Here is a 14600-nt window from a genome sequence, read left to right on the forward strand (position 1 = left end):
GACTGCTTCGCAGCCGAGCGGGAGCAAGCTCCCTCGCCACAGGAGGGCGTTCGTTAGATCAAGGTTTCTATTCGCAGCGAGTTAGTCGACCCCGGCTGACCGAACGGCACACCCGCGGTGATCAGCAGCGTATCGCCGCGTTTGGCCATGCCTTGTGCCTGGGCTATTTCCAGGGCGGTGGAGCAGACCTCATCGACCTGGCGCAAACGATCATTGACCACCGAGTGCACGCCCCACGTCACGCTCAGGCGTCGTGCGGTTGAAAGGTTCGGCGTCAAGTTGAGAATCGGCACCGCGGGCCGTTCACGTGCCGCCCGCAGGCTCGAACTGCCGGACTCGCTGTAGTTCACCAGCACCGCCACCGGCAGGATGTTGCTGATCCGCCGGATCGCACAACTGATGGCGTCCGAGGTAGTGGCTTCGGCTTTCGGCCGGCTCACATCCAGTTGCGCCTGGTAATCCGGACCGTTTTCGACTTGGCGGATGATCTTGCTCATCATCTGCACGGCTTCGAGCGGGTACTCGCCGGACGCGGTTTCTGCCGACAGCATCACCGCGTCGGCGCCTTCGGCCACGGCGTTGGCGACATCGGTGACCTCGGCGCGGGTCGGTGTCGGGGAGAACCGCATCGACTCCAGCATCTGGGTCGCGACCACCACCGGTTTGCCGAGCTGGCGGCAAGTACTGATGATGTCTTTCTGGATGTGCGGCACGCTCTCGGCCGGCACTTCCACGCCCAGATCGCCACGGGCGACCATGATCGCGTCACTCAACTCGGCGATTTCGCGCAGTTGCTCGACGGCGGACGGTTTTTCGATTTTCGCCATCAAAAAGGCCTTGTCGCCGATCAGTGCGCGGGCCTCGTGAATGTCCTCGGGGCGCTGCACAAACGACAGCGCGACCCAATCCACACCCAGCTCAAGACCGAAGCTCAGGTCGCGACGATCCTTGGCCGTCAGCGGGCTGAGGTCGAGCACCGCTTGCGGCACATTCACGCCTTTGCGGTCGGACAACTCACCGCCATTGAGCACGGTGGTGTCGATGGCATCGCTGTGTTTGGTGATGACCCGCAGGCGCAATTTGCCGTCGTCCAGCAGCAGGTCCATGCCGGGTGTCAGCGCGGCAATGATTTGCGGGTGGGGCAGGTTGGCCCGGTGTTGATCGCCCGGCGTGCTGTCCAGGTCCAGGCGAAACGCCTGGCCGCGCACCAGTTGTACCTTGCCTTCGGCAAAGGTGCCGACGCGTAGTTTCGGGCCTTGCAGGTCCATCAGAATGCCCAGCGGGTAGTTGAGTTGACGCTCGACGTCGCGAATCCACTGGTAGCGCTGCGCGTGGTCGGCGTGATTGCCGTGGCTGAAGTTCAGGCGAAAGATGTTCACCCCGGCTTCCACCAGTTCACGGATGTCGTCGATCCCGTCGGTGGCGGGGCCCAGGGTGGCGAGGATTTTGACCTTTTTATCAGGCGTCATTGTCAGGGCTCTCGAGAATCAGGATGGCACGGAAGTCGTTGACGTTGGTGCGCGTCGGCTCGGTGATGATCAAGTCGTCGAGCGCCGCGAAGTAGCCATAGCCATTGTTGTTGTCCAGCTCATCGCTGGCGCTCAACCCGAGGGCGGCGGCGCGGGCGTAGCTGCTTGGGGTCATGATTGCGCCGGCGTTGTCTTCGGAGCCGTCGATGCCGTCGGTATCACCGGCCATGGCGTACACGCCCGGCAGGCCCTTGAGGTTGTCGGTCAGGCTCAGCAGGAACTCGGCGTTGCGCCCGCCACGGCCATCGCCGCGCAAGGTGACGGTGGTTTCACCGCCGGAGAGAATCACGCAGGGCGCCGCCAGTGGCTGGCCGTGCAGCACGACCTGACGGGCGATGCCGGCGTGGACTTTCGCCACTTCCCGGGACTCGCCTTCCAGGTCGCCGAGGATCAGCGGGCTGAAACCGGCCTGACGGGCTTTCACCGCCGCGGCTTCAAGGGACTGCTGAGGGCGGGCAATCAGTTGGAAATGATTGCGGGCCAGGCTCGGGTCGCCGGGTTTCACGGTTTCCGATTCGGGGTTTTGCAACCAGGCGCGCACCGATGCGGGAGTCTCGATGGCGTAGCGCTTGAGGATCGCCAGGGCTTCGGCCGACGTGCTGGGGTCTGCCACGGTCGGGCCGGAGGCGATCACGGTGGCGAGGTCGCCCGGCACATCGGAAATCGCATAGGTGTAAACCGTCGCGGGCCAGCAGGCTTTGCCGAGGCGGCCACCCTTGATGGCTGAAAGGTGTTTGCGCACACAGTTCATTTCGCCGATGGTCGCGCCGCTGCGCAGCAAGGCTTTGTTGATCGCCTGCTTGTCGGCCAGGGTAATGCCTGCGGCGGGCAATGCCAGCAGGGCTGAACCGCCGCCCGAGAGCAGGAAGATCACGCGGTCGTCTTCGGTCAGGTTGCTGACCCGCTCCAGCACCCGTTTGGCCACGGCCAGGCCTGCCGCGTCAGGCACCGGGTGGGCGGCTTCGACCACTTCGATTTTCTCGCAGGGAGCGCCGTGGCCGTAGCGGGTGACGACCAGCCCGGACACTTCGCCCTGCCAGCAGCGCTCGACCACTTGGGCCATGGCGGCAGCGGCCTTGCCGGCGCCGATGACGATCACACGACCGCTGCGGTCTTTGGGTAAATGGGCTTCGAGCACGTGTTGCGGGTGGGCGGCGTCGATGGCTGTAGCAAACAGCTCGCGCAGGAATTGTTGCGGATCGACCGACATGGCAGGCTCCCGGAATTCTTGTTATTTGAAGGGCAACTCGGTCCTGTGGGAGCGGGCTTGCTCGCGAAGAGGCCCTGACATTCAACATCTATGTTGACTGTTCCACCGCTTTCGCGAGCAAGCCCGCTCCCACAGGTTTTGTGCTGGTTTTATTTATCGCGAATCGAGAAATTCGCCATGTGTTCCAAGCCCTTGATCAGCGCCGAGTGGTCCCAGTGGCTGCCGCCGATGGCCGCGCAGGTGCTGAACACTTGCTGGGTGCCGGCGGTGTTGGGCAGGTTGATGCCCAGCTCGCGTGCGCCGGCCAGTGCCAGGTTGAGGTCCTTCTGGTGCAGGCTGATGCGAAAGCCTGGATCGAACGTGCCTTTGATCATGCGTTCGCCATGGACCTCAAGGATCTTCGACGAAGCGAAGCCGCCCATCAGCGCCTCACGGACCTTGGCCGGATCGGCACCGTTTTTCGAGGCGAACAGCAGCGCTTCGGCCACGGCCTGGATGTTCAGGGCAACGATGATCTGGTTCGCCACTTTCGCGGTTTGACCGTCGCCGTTTCCGCCAACCAGGGTGATGTTCTTGCCCATGCTCTGGAACAGTGGCAGGGCGCGTTCGAAGGCCGAGTTGTCGCCGCCGACCATGATGCTCAGGGTCGCCGCCTTGGCGCCGACTTCACCACCAGACACCGGGGCGTCGAGGTAGTGCGCGCCTTTGGCGTTGATCTTCGCTGCAAAAGCTTTGGTCGCGGTGGGCGAGATCGAACTCATGTCGATCACCACTTTGCCCGGGCCGACACCGGCTGCAATGCCGTCGGCGCGGAACAGCACATCGTCGACCTGCGGGGTGTCCGGCACCATGATGATGATGAACTCGGCTTCCTGGGCGACTTCTTTCGGGTTCGTCAGCGCGACCGCGCCCGCGGCGATCAGGTCTGCCGGGGCGGCATCGTGATGCGCCGACAGGAACAGGCTGTGACCGGCTTTCTGCAGGTTCAACGCCATTGGGTGGCCCATGATGCCGGTGCCGATAAATCCGATTTTAGCCATGAGAAAGTCCTCTTGTTTTTATTGCTGCTTCAAGCAAATGGGGGGGCGGCTTTTGGTGGGAGCGGGCTTGCTCGCGAAGGCGGTGTATCAGTCGACATCAGTTCTGAATGTCGGACCGCTTTCGCGAGCAAGCCCGCTCCCACAGGGACTGCGTCAGATCGCGTTATGGGTTTTCAACCAGCCCAGGCCTGCTTCGGTGGTGGTCAGCGGTTTGTACTCGCAGCCGACCCAACCCTGATACCCGATACGGTCCAGGTGTTCGAACAGGAAGCGGTAGTTGATTTCGCCAGTGCCCGGCTCATTGCGGCCCGGGTTGTCGGCGAGCTGGATGTGGTTGATGTCGCCCAGGTACGTCGCCATGGTCCGGGCCAGGTCGCCCTCCATGATTTGCATGTGGTAGATGTCGTATTGCAGGAACAGGTTGGCGCTGCCCACCTGCTCGCGAATCGACAGGGCCTGAGCGGTGTTGTTCAGGTAGAAGCCCGGGATGTCGCGGGTGTTGATGGCTTCCATCACCAGTTTGATGCCTGCCGCTTGCAGCGTGTCGGCGGCGTACTTGAGGTTGGCGACAAAGGTTTTTTCTAGCGTGGCGTCGTCCACCCCTTGGGGGCGAATACCGGCCAGGCAGTTGACCTGGGTGTTGCCCAGCACATGCGCATAAGCGATGGCCAGGTTCACGCCGGCGCGGAACTCTTCCACCCGGTCCGGGTGGCAGGCGATCCCGCGTTCACCCTTGGCCCAGTCACCGGCTGGCAGGTTGAACAGCACTTGGGTCAGGCCGTTGGCATCGAGTTTGGCCTTGATGTCGGCGGAACTGAAATCGTAGGGGAACAGGTATTCGACACCACTGAAGCCGGCCTTGGCGGCCGCCTCGAAGCGGGCAAGAAAATCCTGTTCGGTGAACAGCATGGACAGGTTGGCTGCGAAACGCGGCATGGTGGTCTCCTAAAACAAATTGGCTGATACAACGCGATCAGTCCCCTCTCCTGGGGGAGAGGGTTAGGGTGAGGGGGGAATCAGGGTTGGCCCCGAACTCCCCGAACGGCACAAAACCGCTCCCTCACCCCAGCCCTCTCCCAGAGGGAGAGGGGGCTAAAAACCAAATCAATCGAGCAACGAAATTGCCGTCGGCGCATCATTGCCGACCAGCGCCAGGTCTTCGAATTCGTTGACGGCGTTGATCTCGGTGCCCATGGAAATGTTGGTCACGCGCTCCAGGATAATCTCGACGATCACCGGCACCTTGAACTCCTGAATCAGCGCTTCGGCCTTGCGCAGGGCGGGGGCGATGTCAGCCGGTTCGAACACGCGCAGGGCCTTGCAGCCCAGGCCTTCGGCAACCGCCACGTGGTCAACCCCGTAACCGTTGAGCTCTGGTGCGTTGAGGTTGTCGAAGGACAACTGCACGCAGTAATCCATCTCGAAACCGCGCTGCGCCTGGCGGATCAGCCCCAGGTACGAATTGTTCACCACGACGTGGATGTACGGCAGTTTGAACTGCGCGCCCACCGCGAGTTCTTCGATCATGAACTGGAAGTCGTAGTCGCCCGAGAGTGCCACGACCTTGCGGTTCGGGTCAGCCTTGACCACGCCCAGCGCGGCCGGAATGGTCCAGCCCAAAGGGCCTGCCTGACCGCAGTTGATCCAGTGGCGCGGTTTGTAGACGTGCAGGAACTGCGCGCCGGCAATCTGCGACAGGCCGATGGTGCTGACGTAGCAGGTGTCTTTGCCGAACACCTTGTTCATCTCTTCGTACACGCGCTGCGGTTTGACCGGCACGTTGTCGAAGTGAGTCTTGCGGTGCAGGTTGGCCTTGCGCTGCTGGCAGTCTTTGAGCCAGGCGCTGCGGTCTTTCAGCTTGCCGGCAGCTTTCCATTCGCGGGCGACTTCGATGAACATTTCCAGTGCCGCGCCTGCGTCGGACACGATGCCCTGGTCCGGGGTGAACACGCGGCCGATCTGGGTCGGTTCGATGTCGACGTGAATGAACTTGCGGCCTTCGGTGTACACCTCGACCGAGCCGGTGTGACGGTTGGCCCAACGGTTGCCGACGCCCAACACTACGTCGGATTTGAGCATCGTTGCGTTGCCGTAGCGGTGCGACGTCTGCAAGCCGACCATGCCGACCATCAGCGGGTGATCGTCCGGGATCGTGCCCCAGCCCATCAGGGTCGGGATCACCGGGATGCCGGTCAGTTCGGCAAACTCCACCAGCAGGTCGCTGGCATTGGCATTGATGATGCCGCCACCGGCCACCAGCAATGGGCGCTGGGCCTGATCGAGCAGGGCCAGGGCTTTTTCAACTTGCTTGCGGGTGGCTGCAGGTTTGGCCAGTGGCAGCGGTTCGTAAGCGTCGATGTCAAATTCGATCTCGGCCATTTGCACGTCGAATGGCAGGTCGATCAGCACCGGGCCTGGGCGGCCCGAGCGCATTTCATAAAAGGCTTTCTGGAACGCATAAGGCACCTGGCCTGGCTCCAGAACAGTGGTCGCCCATTTGGTCACGGGTTTGACGATGCTGGTGATATCGACAGCCTGGAAGTCTTCCTTGTGCAGGCGGGCCCGTGGTGCTTGCCCGGTGATGCAGAGAATCGGGATCGAGTCGGCCGAAGCGCTGTAGAGCCCGGTGACCATGTCGGTGCCGGCCGGGCCGGAGGTGCCGATGCACACGCCGATGTTGCCGGCCTTGGTGCGGGTGTAGCCCTCGGCCATGTGCGAGGCGCCTTCAACGTGGCGAGCGAGGACGTGATCGATGCCGCCGACCTTTTGCAGGGCGCAGTACAGCGGGTTGATCGCGGCACCAGGGATGCCAAAAGCGGTATCAACCCCTTCGCGGCGCATCACCAGAACGGCGGCCTCGATTGCTCTCATTTTGCTCATTATTTTGTGCCTCTTACGTTTTGTAATTGTATACAAGTGGCTGTTGTGCGGAGTGTATTCATGCGCAATGGCGCAGGTCAATCCATTTTATTGCGTCGCTGTTTCATTCGTCGGAAGCCTGAAACACTGTGGCTTTTCGTCGCGCGAGGCGCTTTGTTGTAAATATTGTATACAAAACAATAGTTCATTGTGTTCTATTTGGCGTGTGGGCCTTCTCAACGAAAAAACCCAAAAGGCTTTCCCATCACACAATAAGGACGGCACCCATGAGCGCTTTAACCTTGAAAGTCGCAGTCAGCCTGACCGGTCGGGCCATTGTTGCGGGGCGCAAGATCGCTGCGGCACCGCTGACGGTTGCGGTATTGGATGCGGGCGGGCATTTGTTGAGCCTGCAACGCGAAGACGGCGCCAGCCTGTTGCGCCCTCAGATCGCCATCGGCAAGGCCTGGGGCGCGGTTGCGCTGGGCAAGGGCTCGCGGTTGCTGGCACTCGACGCGCAACAGCGTCCGGCGTTTATCGCGGCGTTGAACAGCCTGGGGCAGGGCAGCGTGGTGCCCGCGCCGGGCGGGGTGTTGATTCGGGATCAGGACGGGGTGGTGCTGGGGGCCATCGGCATCAGCGGCGATACCTCGGACATTGACGAGCAATGCGCAATCAGCGCGATTGAAGCGCAGGGGTTGCGGGCGGATGCGGGTGTTACTGCCTGATCTTCAGCGCCTGATCTACCGCCTTCGCGATCAAGCCCGCTCCCACAATGGTTCGGTGGTGGACACAAAATGTCTGAACACCACAGATCAAGTGTGGGAGCGGGCTTGCTCGCGAAGGCAATCTTTCAGACACATCCAGCTAAAGTCTGAATCTCCAGTCGGCATTCACAGGTCTAGCCTTCTTCATGACTGAATCATGAGGAGGGGCGAAGGAATGCCCGAGCTATCAGCTTCACATCGCCTGCGTATCGGCCGTTTTGCACAGCGAAACCGAATCTACCTACTGACCGTCAACACGCTTAAGCGGGAACCTGTGTTCAGGGATTACTCCCTTGGAAGGATGGTCGTACAGCAATTCAGGCAGGCGCAGAACGAAGGGTTTATCGACTCATTGGCCTGGGTTGTAATGCCTGATCATTTTCATTGGCTTGTCCAACTGCCAAAAGGATCGTTGGGTCAATTGATGTGCCAGACGAAATCCTTAAGTACCCGATCAATCAACTCAGCGACCGGCAGAGCGGGCAGTCTCTGGCAGCAGAGTTTTCACGATCATGCGCTGCGCCAGGAAGACAGTTTGCTCAGTGTGGCCCGGTACGTTGTGGCTAACCCATTGCGGGCAGGGTTGGTCGAGCGGCTGGGCGATTATCCGTTGTGGGATGCGATTTGGGTTTGATCCGGCACTGAGTTGCCCCGTTCGCGAGCAAGCCCGCTCCCACAAGGGATTTGTGAACACAGGAGATCCAATGTGGGAGCGGGCTTGCTCGCGAAGGAGGGCGGCTCGGTCTATCAGTCCGGCTCACAGCCCTTGAGCACCAGGCGAATGATGGTCTGCGCCGCGGCTTCGTAGTCGCTTTCATCCAGTTTGGTCTTGCCGGTGACGACGGAGATCTGCCAGTCGAAGTCGGCGTAGGTCTGGGTTGCGGCCCAGATGCTGAACATCAGGTGGTTAGGGTCGATGGGGGCGATCTGGCCGCGGTCGATCCAGGTCTGGATGCAGTCGATGTTGTGCTTGGCCTGGGCATTGAGCTGCTCGACCTGATCGGCGCTCAAGTGTGGCGCGCCGTGCATGATCTCGCTGGCGAACACCTTGGAGGCGAACGGCAAATCACGCGAGATGCAGATTTTCGAGCGGATGTAGGCGCTCAGGACTTCGCTGGGCACGCCCTCGGCGTTGAACGGCGTCGAGGCCGCAAGAATCGGCTCGATGATGCTTTCCAGCACCTCTCGGTAGAGGTTTTCCTTGGATTTGAAGTAGTAGTAGACGTTGGGCTTGGGCAGCCCCGCCTTGGCCGCGATGTCACTGGTTTTGGTCGCAGCGAAGCCCTTGTCGGCAAATTCCTCACTGGCGGCACGCAGGATCAGTTCTTTATTGCGCTCGCGGATAGTGCTCATAAACCAGGTGATTCCTTGCCTGTTCTGGCGGTTGCGCATGGTAGCACCGGCCTTGCGCGGGGCTCAAGAATGCCCACGCCACGGCCTGTCGCGGTATGCTGCGCACCATTCAAACCCGAAGGAAACCATGATCCATGGCTGGTAGCAGTTTGCTGGTGCTGATCGACGATATCGCCGCCGTTCTCGACGATGTGGCCCTGATGACCAAAATGGCGGCGAAAAAGACCGCTGGCGTACTCGGCGACGACCTGGCGCTTAATGCCCAGCAGGTGTCGGGCGTGCGTGCCGAGCGGGAAATTCCGGTGGTTTGGGCGGTGGCCAAGGGCTCGTTCCGCAACAAACTGATCCTGGTGCCGTCGGCGTTGGCCATCAGCGCATTCGTGCCGTGGCTGGTGACGCCGCTGTTGATGGTCGGCGGCGCGTATCTGTGTTTCGAAGGCTTCGAAAAACTGGCGCACAAGTTCCTCCACAGTAAAGCTGAGGATCAGGCCGAACACGCTCAATTGGTCGAGGCGGTGGCTGACCCTGCAACCGATCTGGTGGCCTTTGAAAAAGACAAGATCAAGGGCGCGGTGCGTACCGACTTCATCCTTTCGGCTGAGATCATCGCCATCACCCTGGGCACCGTGGCGGGTGCTTCGCTGACCCAGCAAGTCATTGTGTTGTCGGGCATCGCGATCGTCATGACCGTCGGGGTTTATGGATTGGTGGCCGGCATCGTCAAGCTCGATGACCTGGGCCTGTGGTTGACCCGGAAGCCTGGGCAACTGGCGAAAAAGGTCGGCAGCGCAATCCTGCATGCCGCGCCTTACATGATGAAAAGCCTCTCGGTGATTGGTACTGCGGCCATGTTCCTGGTGGGCGGCGGGATTCTCACCCATGGCGTACCGGTGGTTCATCACTGGATCGAAGGCGTGAGCCAGAGCGCTGCCGGTTTCTCCTGGATCGTGCCGAGCCTGCTGAACGCGGTCGCGGGGATTGTTGCAGGTGCCGTGGTATTGGCCGGCGTCATGCTGGCGAGCAAGGTCTGGAAGTCAGTGAAAGGTTAAAACCCTGTGGGGGCGGTGAATGTGAAGCCGCCTTCGTCGGATCGCCGCCCGGAGCAAGCCCACATTTGATTGGCGGTGTGTATGAAAAAGGCCATTCGAGGCGAATCGAATGGCCTTTTTTGTTGCCCGCTGAATGCCTTACTCGGCGATCTGCAACTTGCGTGCTTCGGTGTACACGTAGCGCACCTTTTCGTACTCGAAGGGTGAGTTCGTCTGGCCGTAGCGGAAGGTCATCTGGTAGCGCTTGTCGATACTGCGCAGGGCCCAGATTTCCGGGTGGTTGCTGCTGACTTCGGCAACGTTGAGGAAGTTGATGGCTGACTCTGCGCTGTAGTCGAACACCAGGCCGCCTGTGTCGCGCAGGTTGGACGGGCCGAGAATCGGCAACACCAGATAGGCGCCGCCCGGTACACCGTAAAAGCCCAGGGTCTGGCCGAAGTCTTCGCTTTGGCGGGGCACGCCCATGGCGGTCGCCGGGTCCCACAGGCCGGCAACGCCAAGGGTGGTGTTGAGCAGCAGGCGGGCGGTGATGTCCAGTGAGCGCTGGCCTTTGAACTGAAGCAGGCTGTTGACCAGGTTTGGCACGTCGCCCAGGTTGTTGAAGAAGTTGCTGACCCCGGTGCGCAGGAAGCTTGGGGTAACGTAGCGATAACCGTCGACCACTGGCAGGAACACCCATTGATCGAAGCGATAGTTGAAGTGATAGACCCGGCGGTTCCACGATTCCAGCGGGTCATACACGTTCAACGCATTCAGGGTCGAGCGTTCGAACTCGCGCTGGTCCAGCCCAGGGTTGAACTTGAGTTTGCTCAAGGGCTCGGTGAAGCCGTCCGGGTCAGTCACTGTGGGGGCGTTGGCCTTGCTGTTGTCGGCGTTGGCGTAACCTGCGCAGAGCAGCGCGGCGATCAGCAGTAAATGTTTAGCCACGGAAGAACTCCAGCATGGCGTCGCTGTTGACGCGATAGTTGAGGTTGCCGCAATGGCCACCGTGCGGGTAGACCGTCAGGCGGTCACCAAAAGTCTTGCGCAGGAAACCCAGGTCGCCAGGGCCGAGGATCACGTCGTCGGCGTTGTGCATGACCGCGATTTTCGGGCTGCCGTGCAGGTAGTCCTTCAGTGCGTAGAGGCTGGCCTGGTCGATCAGTTGCAAGATGCTGCCGCCGTCGGTGCGTGCGCGCCACATCGGGATCACTTGTTCGGTCAGGTAGCAGTCGAAATCGCATTGCAGCGCCCGCTTGAGAAACGGCGTCATGCTGGTGCCTTCGGTGATCGGGTACTTGGGCGGGATGATCAGGCCGCGACGGTTGATCAGGTCCGAGGTAAAGGCAATGTCCGCTGCTGAAAAGCGGAACGAGGTGCCGATCAGCATGGCCATCTGTTCGTTGGTCAGGTGCTGTTTGGACTGCTGGAAGTCGTAGAGCAGGGCATCGTTGAGGTCGATGTAGCCTTTTTGCTGGAAGTAGCGGGTCAGCTTGTTCAGTACCAGTTCGTAGAACGTGGTGCTGTTGTTGATGCCTTTGACTTCCGTTTGTACCAGCTTGTCCAGGTTGGTGATGGACGTGTAGAGGTTGACCGGCGGGTTGAGCAGCAGGACTTTCTTGAAGTTGAAGCTGCGTCGGGTTTCGTCCAGATGGGCGACAAATGCCGCATCCAGCGCGCCGAGGCTGTAGCCCGTCAGGTAGTAATCGGTCACTGGCAGTTTCGGGTGCTGCGCCCGCACGGCCTGCATCACCCGATACATGTCCTCGGCGTCTTCCTTGGTCACGCCTGGCGTGGCGAAGCGCGACGCGGCACTGATGAAGTCGAAGCTGGTGGGCGACGACAGTTGCACTACATGATAGCCAGCCTTGTAGTAGAGCTTTTTCAGGTATTCGTTGTGGCTGCTGTCATAGCGGGCGCCAGTGCCGGCAATCAGGAAAATCAGCGGTGCGGCGTGATCCTGTCGGGCCATGCGGTAGGTGAGTTTTTTCACCGCCCAGAAATTGTCCGGGAGAATGAATTCACGCTCCGGGCGCACATTCAGGCTGTAGTCCGACTGACTGATCTGGTCATTGGTCGGCAAGTCTGGCCGCAGGTCCGGCGGTGTGGTGGCGATGGTCGCCTCGAACGGGTTGGTCAGGGGATAGCCATAACTGGCGGCGTCGATATCCGCCGCCAGTGCGGACGCACTCAAGATAAGGCCGCCTATCAAGGCAGCAAAGCGCAAGGAACGGAGCATGACTAAATCCCTTAGAGGAAGGTGCCGAGTGAGGTTCGCAGGCTATGACCATCGCACGTACGCCAAAGTGCCATGCGGCGGCACCAAACAGGCGTGAATCGAGGGTAATAGTAGACGGACGATACACTTTGCAGCCGTTTGATGACCACTTATCTGCCGAACTCGCTTGCTTACCGCTGTCGGGCGATTAAGCTGGGCGCCGTTTTCGTCTATCGGAGTGCCCCATGTCCCGCCGTTTGCCTGTGATGTTGCTGCTCGTTCTCCTGCCACTGTGGCTGGCCGCCAGTTATGGCGTGCGTTATGGCTTTATGGAGGATGCTCAATGGGTCGGCATATGCGTCGATGAGGCAAGCCGTTGGGAATGTCAGGTGCGCTCGAACCTGGGCCTCATGATTCACTTCAAAGTGTTGGGCTGGGCGGCGCTGGCGACGGCGATGGTCGGCTTTGTGCTGCCGGGTCGTGCAGGCTGGGGGTTGGCGGTGTTGGGGCTGGTGTTCGGTATCCCGGCGCTGGCGTTGTACAACACCACGTTTGCGGTGTTTGCGCTGGTGATTGCGGCGTTGCGTCTGGTCAGGGCTTCTCGTAGCGCCTGATAAATAGCCTTCGCGAGCAAGCCCGTTCCCACACTTGATCTCGGTCGTTCACATAATTTGTGTACACAGATGATCCAGTGTGGGAGTGAGCCTGCTCCGGGCGGCGATCCGACGAAGAGGCCAGTGGCGCTGAAGATCAGCCCTTGCGAACCCGCAAGCTGCGCCACATCGCGGCAACCATCAAGACACTTACCAGCGCCCAACCCCAGGCTTGTTGATTCAGCAAGCCTTCGCGGTATAGCTGCGGGGCAATGCCGGCGCCGACAATGAACGTCAGCATCGCAATTTCACGACGCGGCACGTTGACCGGGCGGCACAGGTAAACCAGTGCCGGCAGCAGCAGGGCCGCGCTCGGGAAGCTGCGATAGCGTGGGTCGAACACCAACTCAAGCATCATCACTGCCGCCGCGAAACCTGCGGCTGCCAGCAGCCAGCCAGCCCGACGCTCCAGGGCATTGAAGGCGCGTTCGCGCCAACCGGTTTTGCTGCTCAGGGTCAGCGCGGCGTGGGCCAGCACCAACAGGTTTAGTGCGACCAACAAGCCGGCCCAGAGCCATTCGCCGGTAAAACGCGTGGTAACGCGCACCAGTTCGCCCCAGGCACCGATAGAGCACGCCGCCACTGCGCCGAGCAGTGGCAACACCAGCGCCGCACGGGTGGTGCGTACGCGGCCGCCGAGGATCAGCGTACCCAGCATGATCAGCGCGCCAATGCCCAGCCATTGTGGCCAGAGCGGCAGGTTCGATACAGGGCCGGCGAGTATGCCTTTGTCCTGGCGGTCTGCATCGAACAGCCCCCAGTACCCACCGACCGCACCTTCACTGGCGCGTTTCCACGGTTGGTCGAACGCTTCGATCAGGTTGTAGTGCCAGCCTTGTTGTTCGGCCATGGCGACAAAGCCGCGAATGAACTTGGCCTCGTTGACCCGGCTAGGCAGGGCGGTTTCGCGTTGGCGACCTTCGCTCGGCCAGCCTGTTTCACCAATCATCACGTCTTTGGGGGCGAAGCGGTTGCCAAACACCTGGCGCACTTCGGCGACGTGGTGCAGCGCGGCGTCGATGTTCGAGGGGTCATCTTCCCAATACGGCAGCAAGTGAATGGTCAGGAAATCCACCGCCGGGGCGATTTCCGGGTGCTTGAGCCAGAACTCCCATACATCGGCGTAGGTCACCGGTTGTTTGACGTGGCTTTTGACGTGGTGGATCAGTTTGGCCAGTTGCGGGCCGGTGACTTCCTTGCGCAGCAGGGTTTCGTTGCCGACGATCACCGAAGTGACCACGTCCGCGTTGGCATTGGCCGAGGCGATCAGCAGTTCGACTTCCTTGGCGGTGTCCACCGGGTTGTTGTTGACCCAGGCGCCGATCATCAGCTTCAAGCCGTGCTTGCGCGCCAGGTCCGGCAGGGCTTCCAGGCCGGTCATGGAGTAAGTGCGGATGCACTCGAAACGGGTCGACAGCAACGCGAGGTCCGCGTCCATGCGTTCGGGGCGCAACGTGAACGGCTGGTCGAACGGCGATTGGTCCTTGTCGAACGGGGTGTAGGAGGCGCACTGCAACTTATGCGAAGCGCTGGCCACGTCCGGCAGCAGCACTGGTTGGCCGAGGCCGTACCAGAAACCACCGAGGGCGAACACGCCCAGCAGGCAGGCGAACAGATAAGCAAAAAAAGGGAAGCGGGTGTTGGCGGGCATGGTCAGGCCGTCTGGGAGCAAAGCCGCGCATCTTACCTGCATTTGCCATGTGCTTGGTGGGCTGCATGATTTTGACATGCAAAGTTCGGGCGGGAATTGTCAGGGTATTTTTCAAGGTCGCGGTTGCTGGCGTTCTGATGTCGTTTCTCGGTGCATCGAGGTCGCTGGCAGAGCAGGTCACGGCGGTCGTCAGGTTGATTATCCAAGCATCAGTACTCCGCTGATGTTCGAGCGAGTTTGCGGTGAGGCGTGATGGGGGCGCCGGTGGCCACGCGGGCCGCCATATAACAAT

General features: G+C 60.9%; 13 protein-coding genes. 4 read left to right on the forward strand and 9 right to left on the reverse strand.

Annotated features, from left to right (window positions below; genetic code table 11):
• Positions 1–53 precede the first annotated feature (53 nt).
• From pyk to gcl, 5 genes are all read right to left on the reverse strand, one after another.
• Positions 54–1469, reverse strand: a complete 1416-nt coding sequence (gene pyk / locus AC1Z1G_RS08125) for a pyruvate kinase (protein ID WP_483626270.1) — start codon at positions 1467–1469, stop codon at positions 54–56.
• Positions 1459–2739, reverse strand: coding sequence for a glycerate kinase type-2 family protein (locus AC1Z1G_RS08130; RefSeq protein WP_483626272.1), 1281 nt, complete (start codon positions 2737–2739; stop codon positions 1459–1461). The genes pyk and AC1Z1G_RS08130 overlap by 11 nt, the downstream gene beginning before the upstream one ends.
• Before the next feature lie 149 nt (positions 2740–2888).
• Positions 2889–3779, reverse strand: a complete 891-nt coding sequence (locus AC1Z1G_RS08135; protein WP_483626274.1) for a 2-hydroxy-3-oxopropionate reductase — start codon at positions 3777–3779, stop codon at positions 2889–2891.
• Between the two features lie 153 nt (positions 3780–3932).
• Positions 3933–4715: a hydroxypyruvate isomerase gene (hyi, locus tag AC1Z1G_RS08140; RefSeq protein ID WP_483626275.1), complete on the reverse strand. Its 783-nt coding sequence runs from the start codon at positions 4713–4715 to the stop codon at positions 3933–3935.
• A 168-nt stretch (positions 4716–4883) separates the two neighbouring features.
• Positions 4884–6659 (reverse strand): glyoxylate carboligase, encoded by a 1776-nt coding sequence (gene gcl / locus AC1Z1G_RS08145; protein ID WP_483626277.1) that lies wholly within the window; start codon positions 6657–6659, stop codon positions 4884–4886.
• 266 nt (positions 6660–6925) lie between these two features.
• On the opposite strand from gcl, the gene AC1Z1G_RS08150 reads away from it, so the two are divergent.
• The gene (locus AC1Z1G_RS08150; RefSeq protein WP_483626279.1) at positions 6926–7366 is read left to right on the forward strand and encodes a GlcG/HbpS family heme-binding protein; all 441 of its coding nucleotides are present in this window, start codon (positions 6926–6928) and stop codon (positions 7364–7366) included.
• Positions 7367–7580: 214 nt separating this feature from the next.
• Positions 7581–8039 carry an REP-associated tyrosine transposase gene (locus AC1Z1G_RS08155; RefSeq protein WP_483626281.1) on the forward strand — a complete coding sequence of 153 codons (459 nt, stop codon included), beginning with the start codon at positions 7581–7583 and terminating at the stop codon, positions 8037–8039.
• A gap of 113 nt (positions 8040–8152) precedes the next feature.
• On the opposite strand, the gene AC1Z1G_RS08160 is transcribed toward AC1Z1G_RS08155, so the two are convergent.
• Positions 8153–8758, reverse strand: a complete 606-nt coding sequence (locus AC1Z1G_RS08160; RefSeq protein ID WP_483626283.1) for a TetR/AcrR family transcriptional regulator — start codon at positions 8756–8758, stop codon at positions 8153–8155.
• Positions 8759–8892: 134 nt separating this feature from the next.
• Between AC1Z1G_RS08160 and AC1Z1G_RS08165 the strand changes: the two genes are divergently transcribed.
• A complete protein-coding gene (locus AC1Z1G_RS08165; protein ID WP_483626285.1) occupies positions 8893–9807 on the forward strand; it encodes a DUF808 domain-containing protein in 915 nt (304 codons plus the stop codon).
• 138 nt (positions 9808–9945) lie between these two features.
• On the opposite strand, the gene AC1Z1G_RS08170 is transcribed toward AC1Z1G_RS08165, so the two are convergent.
• Both AC1Z1G_RS08170 and AC1Z1G_RS08175 read right to left on the reverse strand, forming a co-directional pair.
• A complete protein-coding gene (locus AC1Z1G_RS08170; protein WP_483626287.1) occupies positions 9946–10734 on the reverse strand; it encodes an MlaA family lipoprotein in 789 nt (262 codons plus the stop codon).
• Entirely contained in the window at positions 10727–12025 is a 1299-nt protein-coding gene (locus tag AC1Z1G_RS08175) for a serine/threonine protein kinase (RefSeq protein ID WP_483626289.1), read from the reverse strand. The genes AC1Z1G_RS08170 and AC1Z1G_RS08175 overlap by 8 nt, the downstream gene beginning before the upstream one ends.
• A gap of 224 nt (positions 12026–12249) precedes the next feature.
• Here AC1Z1G_RS08175 and AC1Z1G_RS08180 point away from each other — a divergent pair, with 224 nt between their 5' ends.
• Positions 12250–12618 carry a hypothetical protein gene (locus AC1Z1G_RS08180; protein ID WP_483626291.1) on the forward strand — a complete coding sequence of 123 codons (369 nt, stop codon included), beginning with the start codon at positions 12250–12252 and terminating at the stop codon, positions 12616–12618.
• A 136-nt stretch (positions 12619–12754) separates the two neighbouring features.
• Here the strand turns inward: AC1Z1G_RS08180 and AC1Z1G_RS08185 are convergent, their stop codons facing one another.
• Positions 12755–14350 (reverse strand): glycoside hydrolase family 17 protein, encoded by a 1596-nt coding sequence (locus AC1Z1G_RS08185; protein WP_483626293.1) that lies wholly within the window; start codon positions 14348–14350, stop codon positions 12755–12757.
• Positions 14351–14600 lie beyond the last annotated feature (250 nt).

The organism is Pseudomonas sp. JL27(2026) (assembly GCF_056933555.1).

What these genes read in the sequence shown, in the direction of transcription:
- pyk (WP_483626270.1), bottom strand. Translation starts at nt 1,469, where the DNA reads ATGACGCCTGATAAAAAGGTCAAAATCCTCGCCACCCTGGGCCCCGCC.
- AC1Z1G_RS08130 (WP_483626272.1), bottom strand. Translation starts at nt 2,739, where the DNA reads ATGTCGGTCGATCCGCAACAATTCCTGCGCGAGCTGTTTGCTACAGCC.
- AC1Z1G_RS08135 (WP_483626274.1), bottom strand. Translation starts at nt 3,779, where the DNA reads ATGGCTAAAATCGGATTTATCGGCACCGGCATCATGGGCCACCCAATG.
- hyi (WP_483626275.1), bottom strand. Translation starts at nt 4,715, where the DNA reads ATGCCGCGTTTCGCAGCCAACCTGTCCATGCTGTTCACCGAACAGGAT.
- gcl (WP_483626277.1), bottom strand. Translation starts at nt 6,659, where the DNA reads ATGAGCAAAATGAGAGCAATCGAGGCCGCCGTTCTGGTGATGCGCCGC.
- AC1Z1G_RS08150 (WP_483626279.1), top strand. Translation starts at nt 6,926, where the DNA reads ATGAGCGCTTTAACCTTGAAAGTCGCAGTCAGCCTGACCGGTCGGGCC.
- AC1Z1G_RS08155 (WP_483626281.1), top strand. Translation starts at nt 7,581, where the DNA reads ATGCCCGAGCTATCAGCTTCACATCGCCTGCGTATCGGCCGTTTTGCA.
- AC1Z1G_RS08160 (WP_483626283.1), bottom strand. Translation starts at nt 8,758, where the DNA reads ATGAGCACTATCCGCGAGCGCAATAAAGAACTGATCCTGCGTGCCGCC.
- AC1Z1G_RS08165 (WP_483626285.1), top strand. Translation starts at nt 8,893, where the DNA reads ATGGCTGGTAGCAGTTTGCTGGTGCTGATCGACGATATCGCCGCCGTT.
- AC1Z1G_RS08175 (WP_483626289.1), bottom strand. Translation starts at nt 12,025, where the DNA reads ATGCTCCGTTCCTTGCGCTTTGCTGCCTTGATAGGCGGCCTTATCTTG.
- AC1Z1G_RS08180 (WP_483626291.1), top strand. Translation starts at nt 12,250, where the DNA reads ATGTCCCGCCGTTTGCCTGTGATGTTGCTGCTCGTTCTCCTGCCACTG.
- AC1Z1G_RS08185 (WP_483626293.1), bottom strand. Translation starts at nt 14,350, where the DNA reads ATGCAGGTAAGATGCGCGGCTTTGCTCCCAGACGGCCTGACCATGCCC.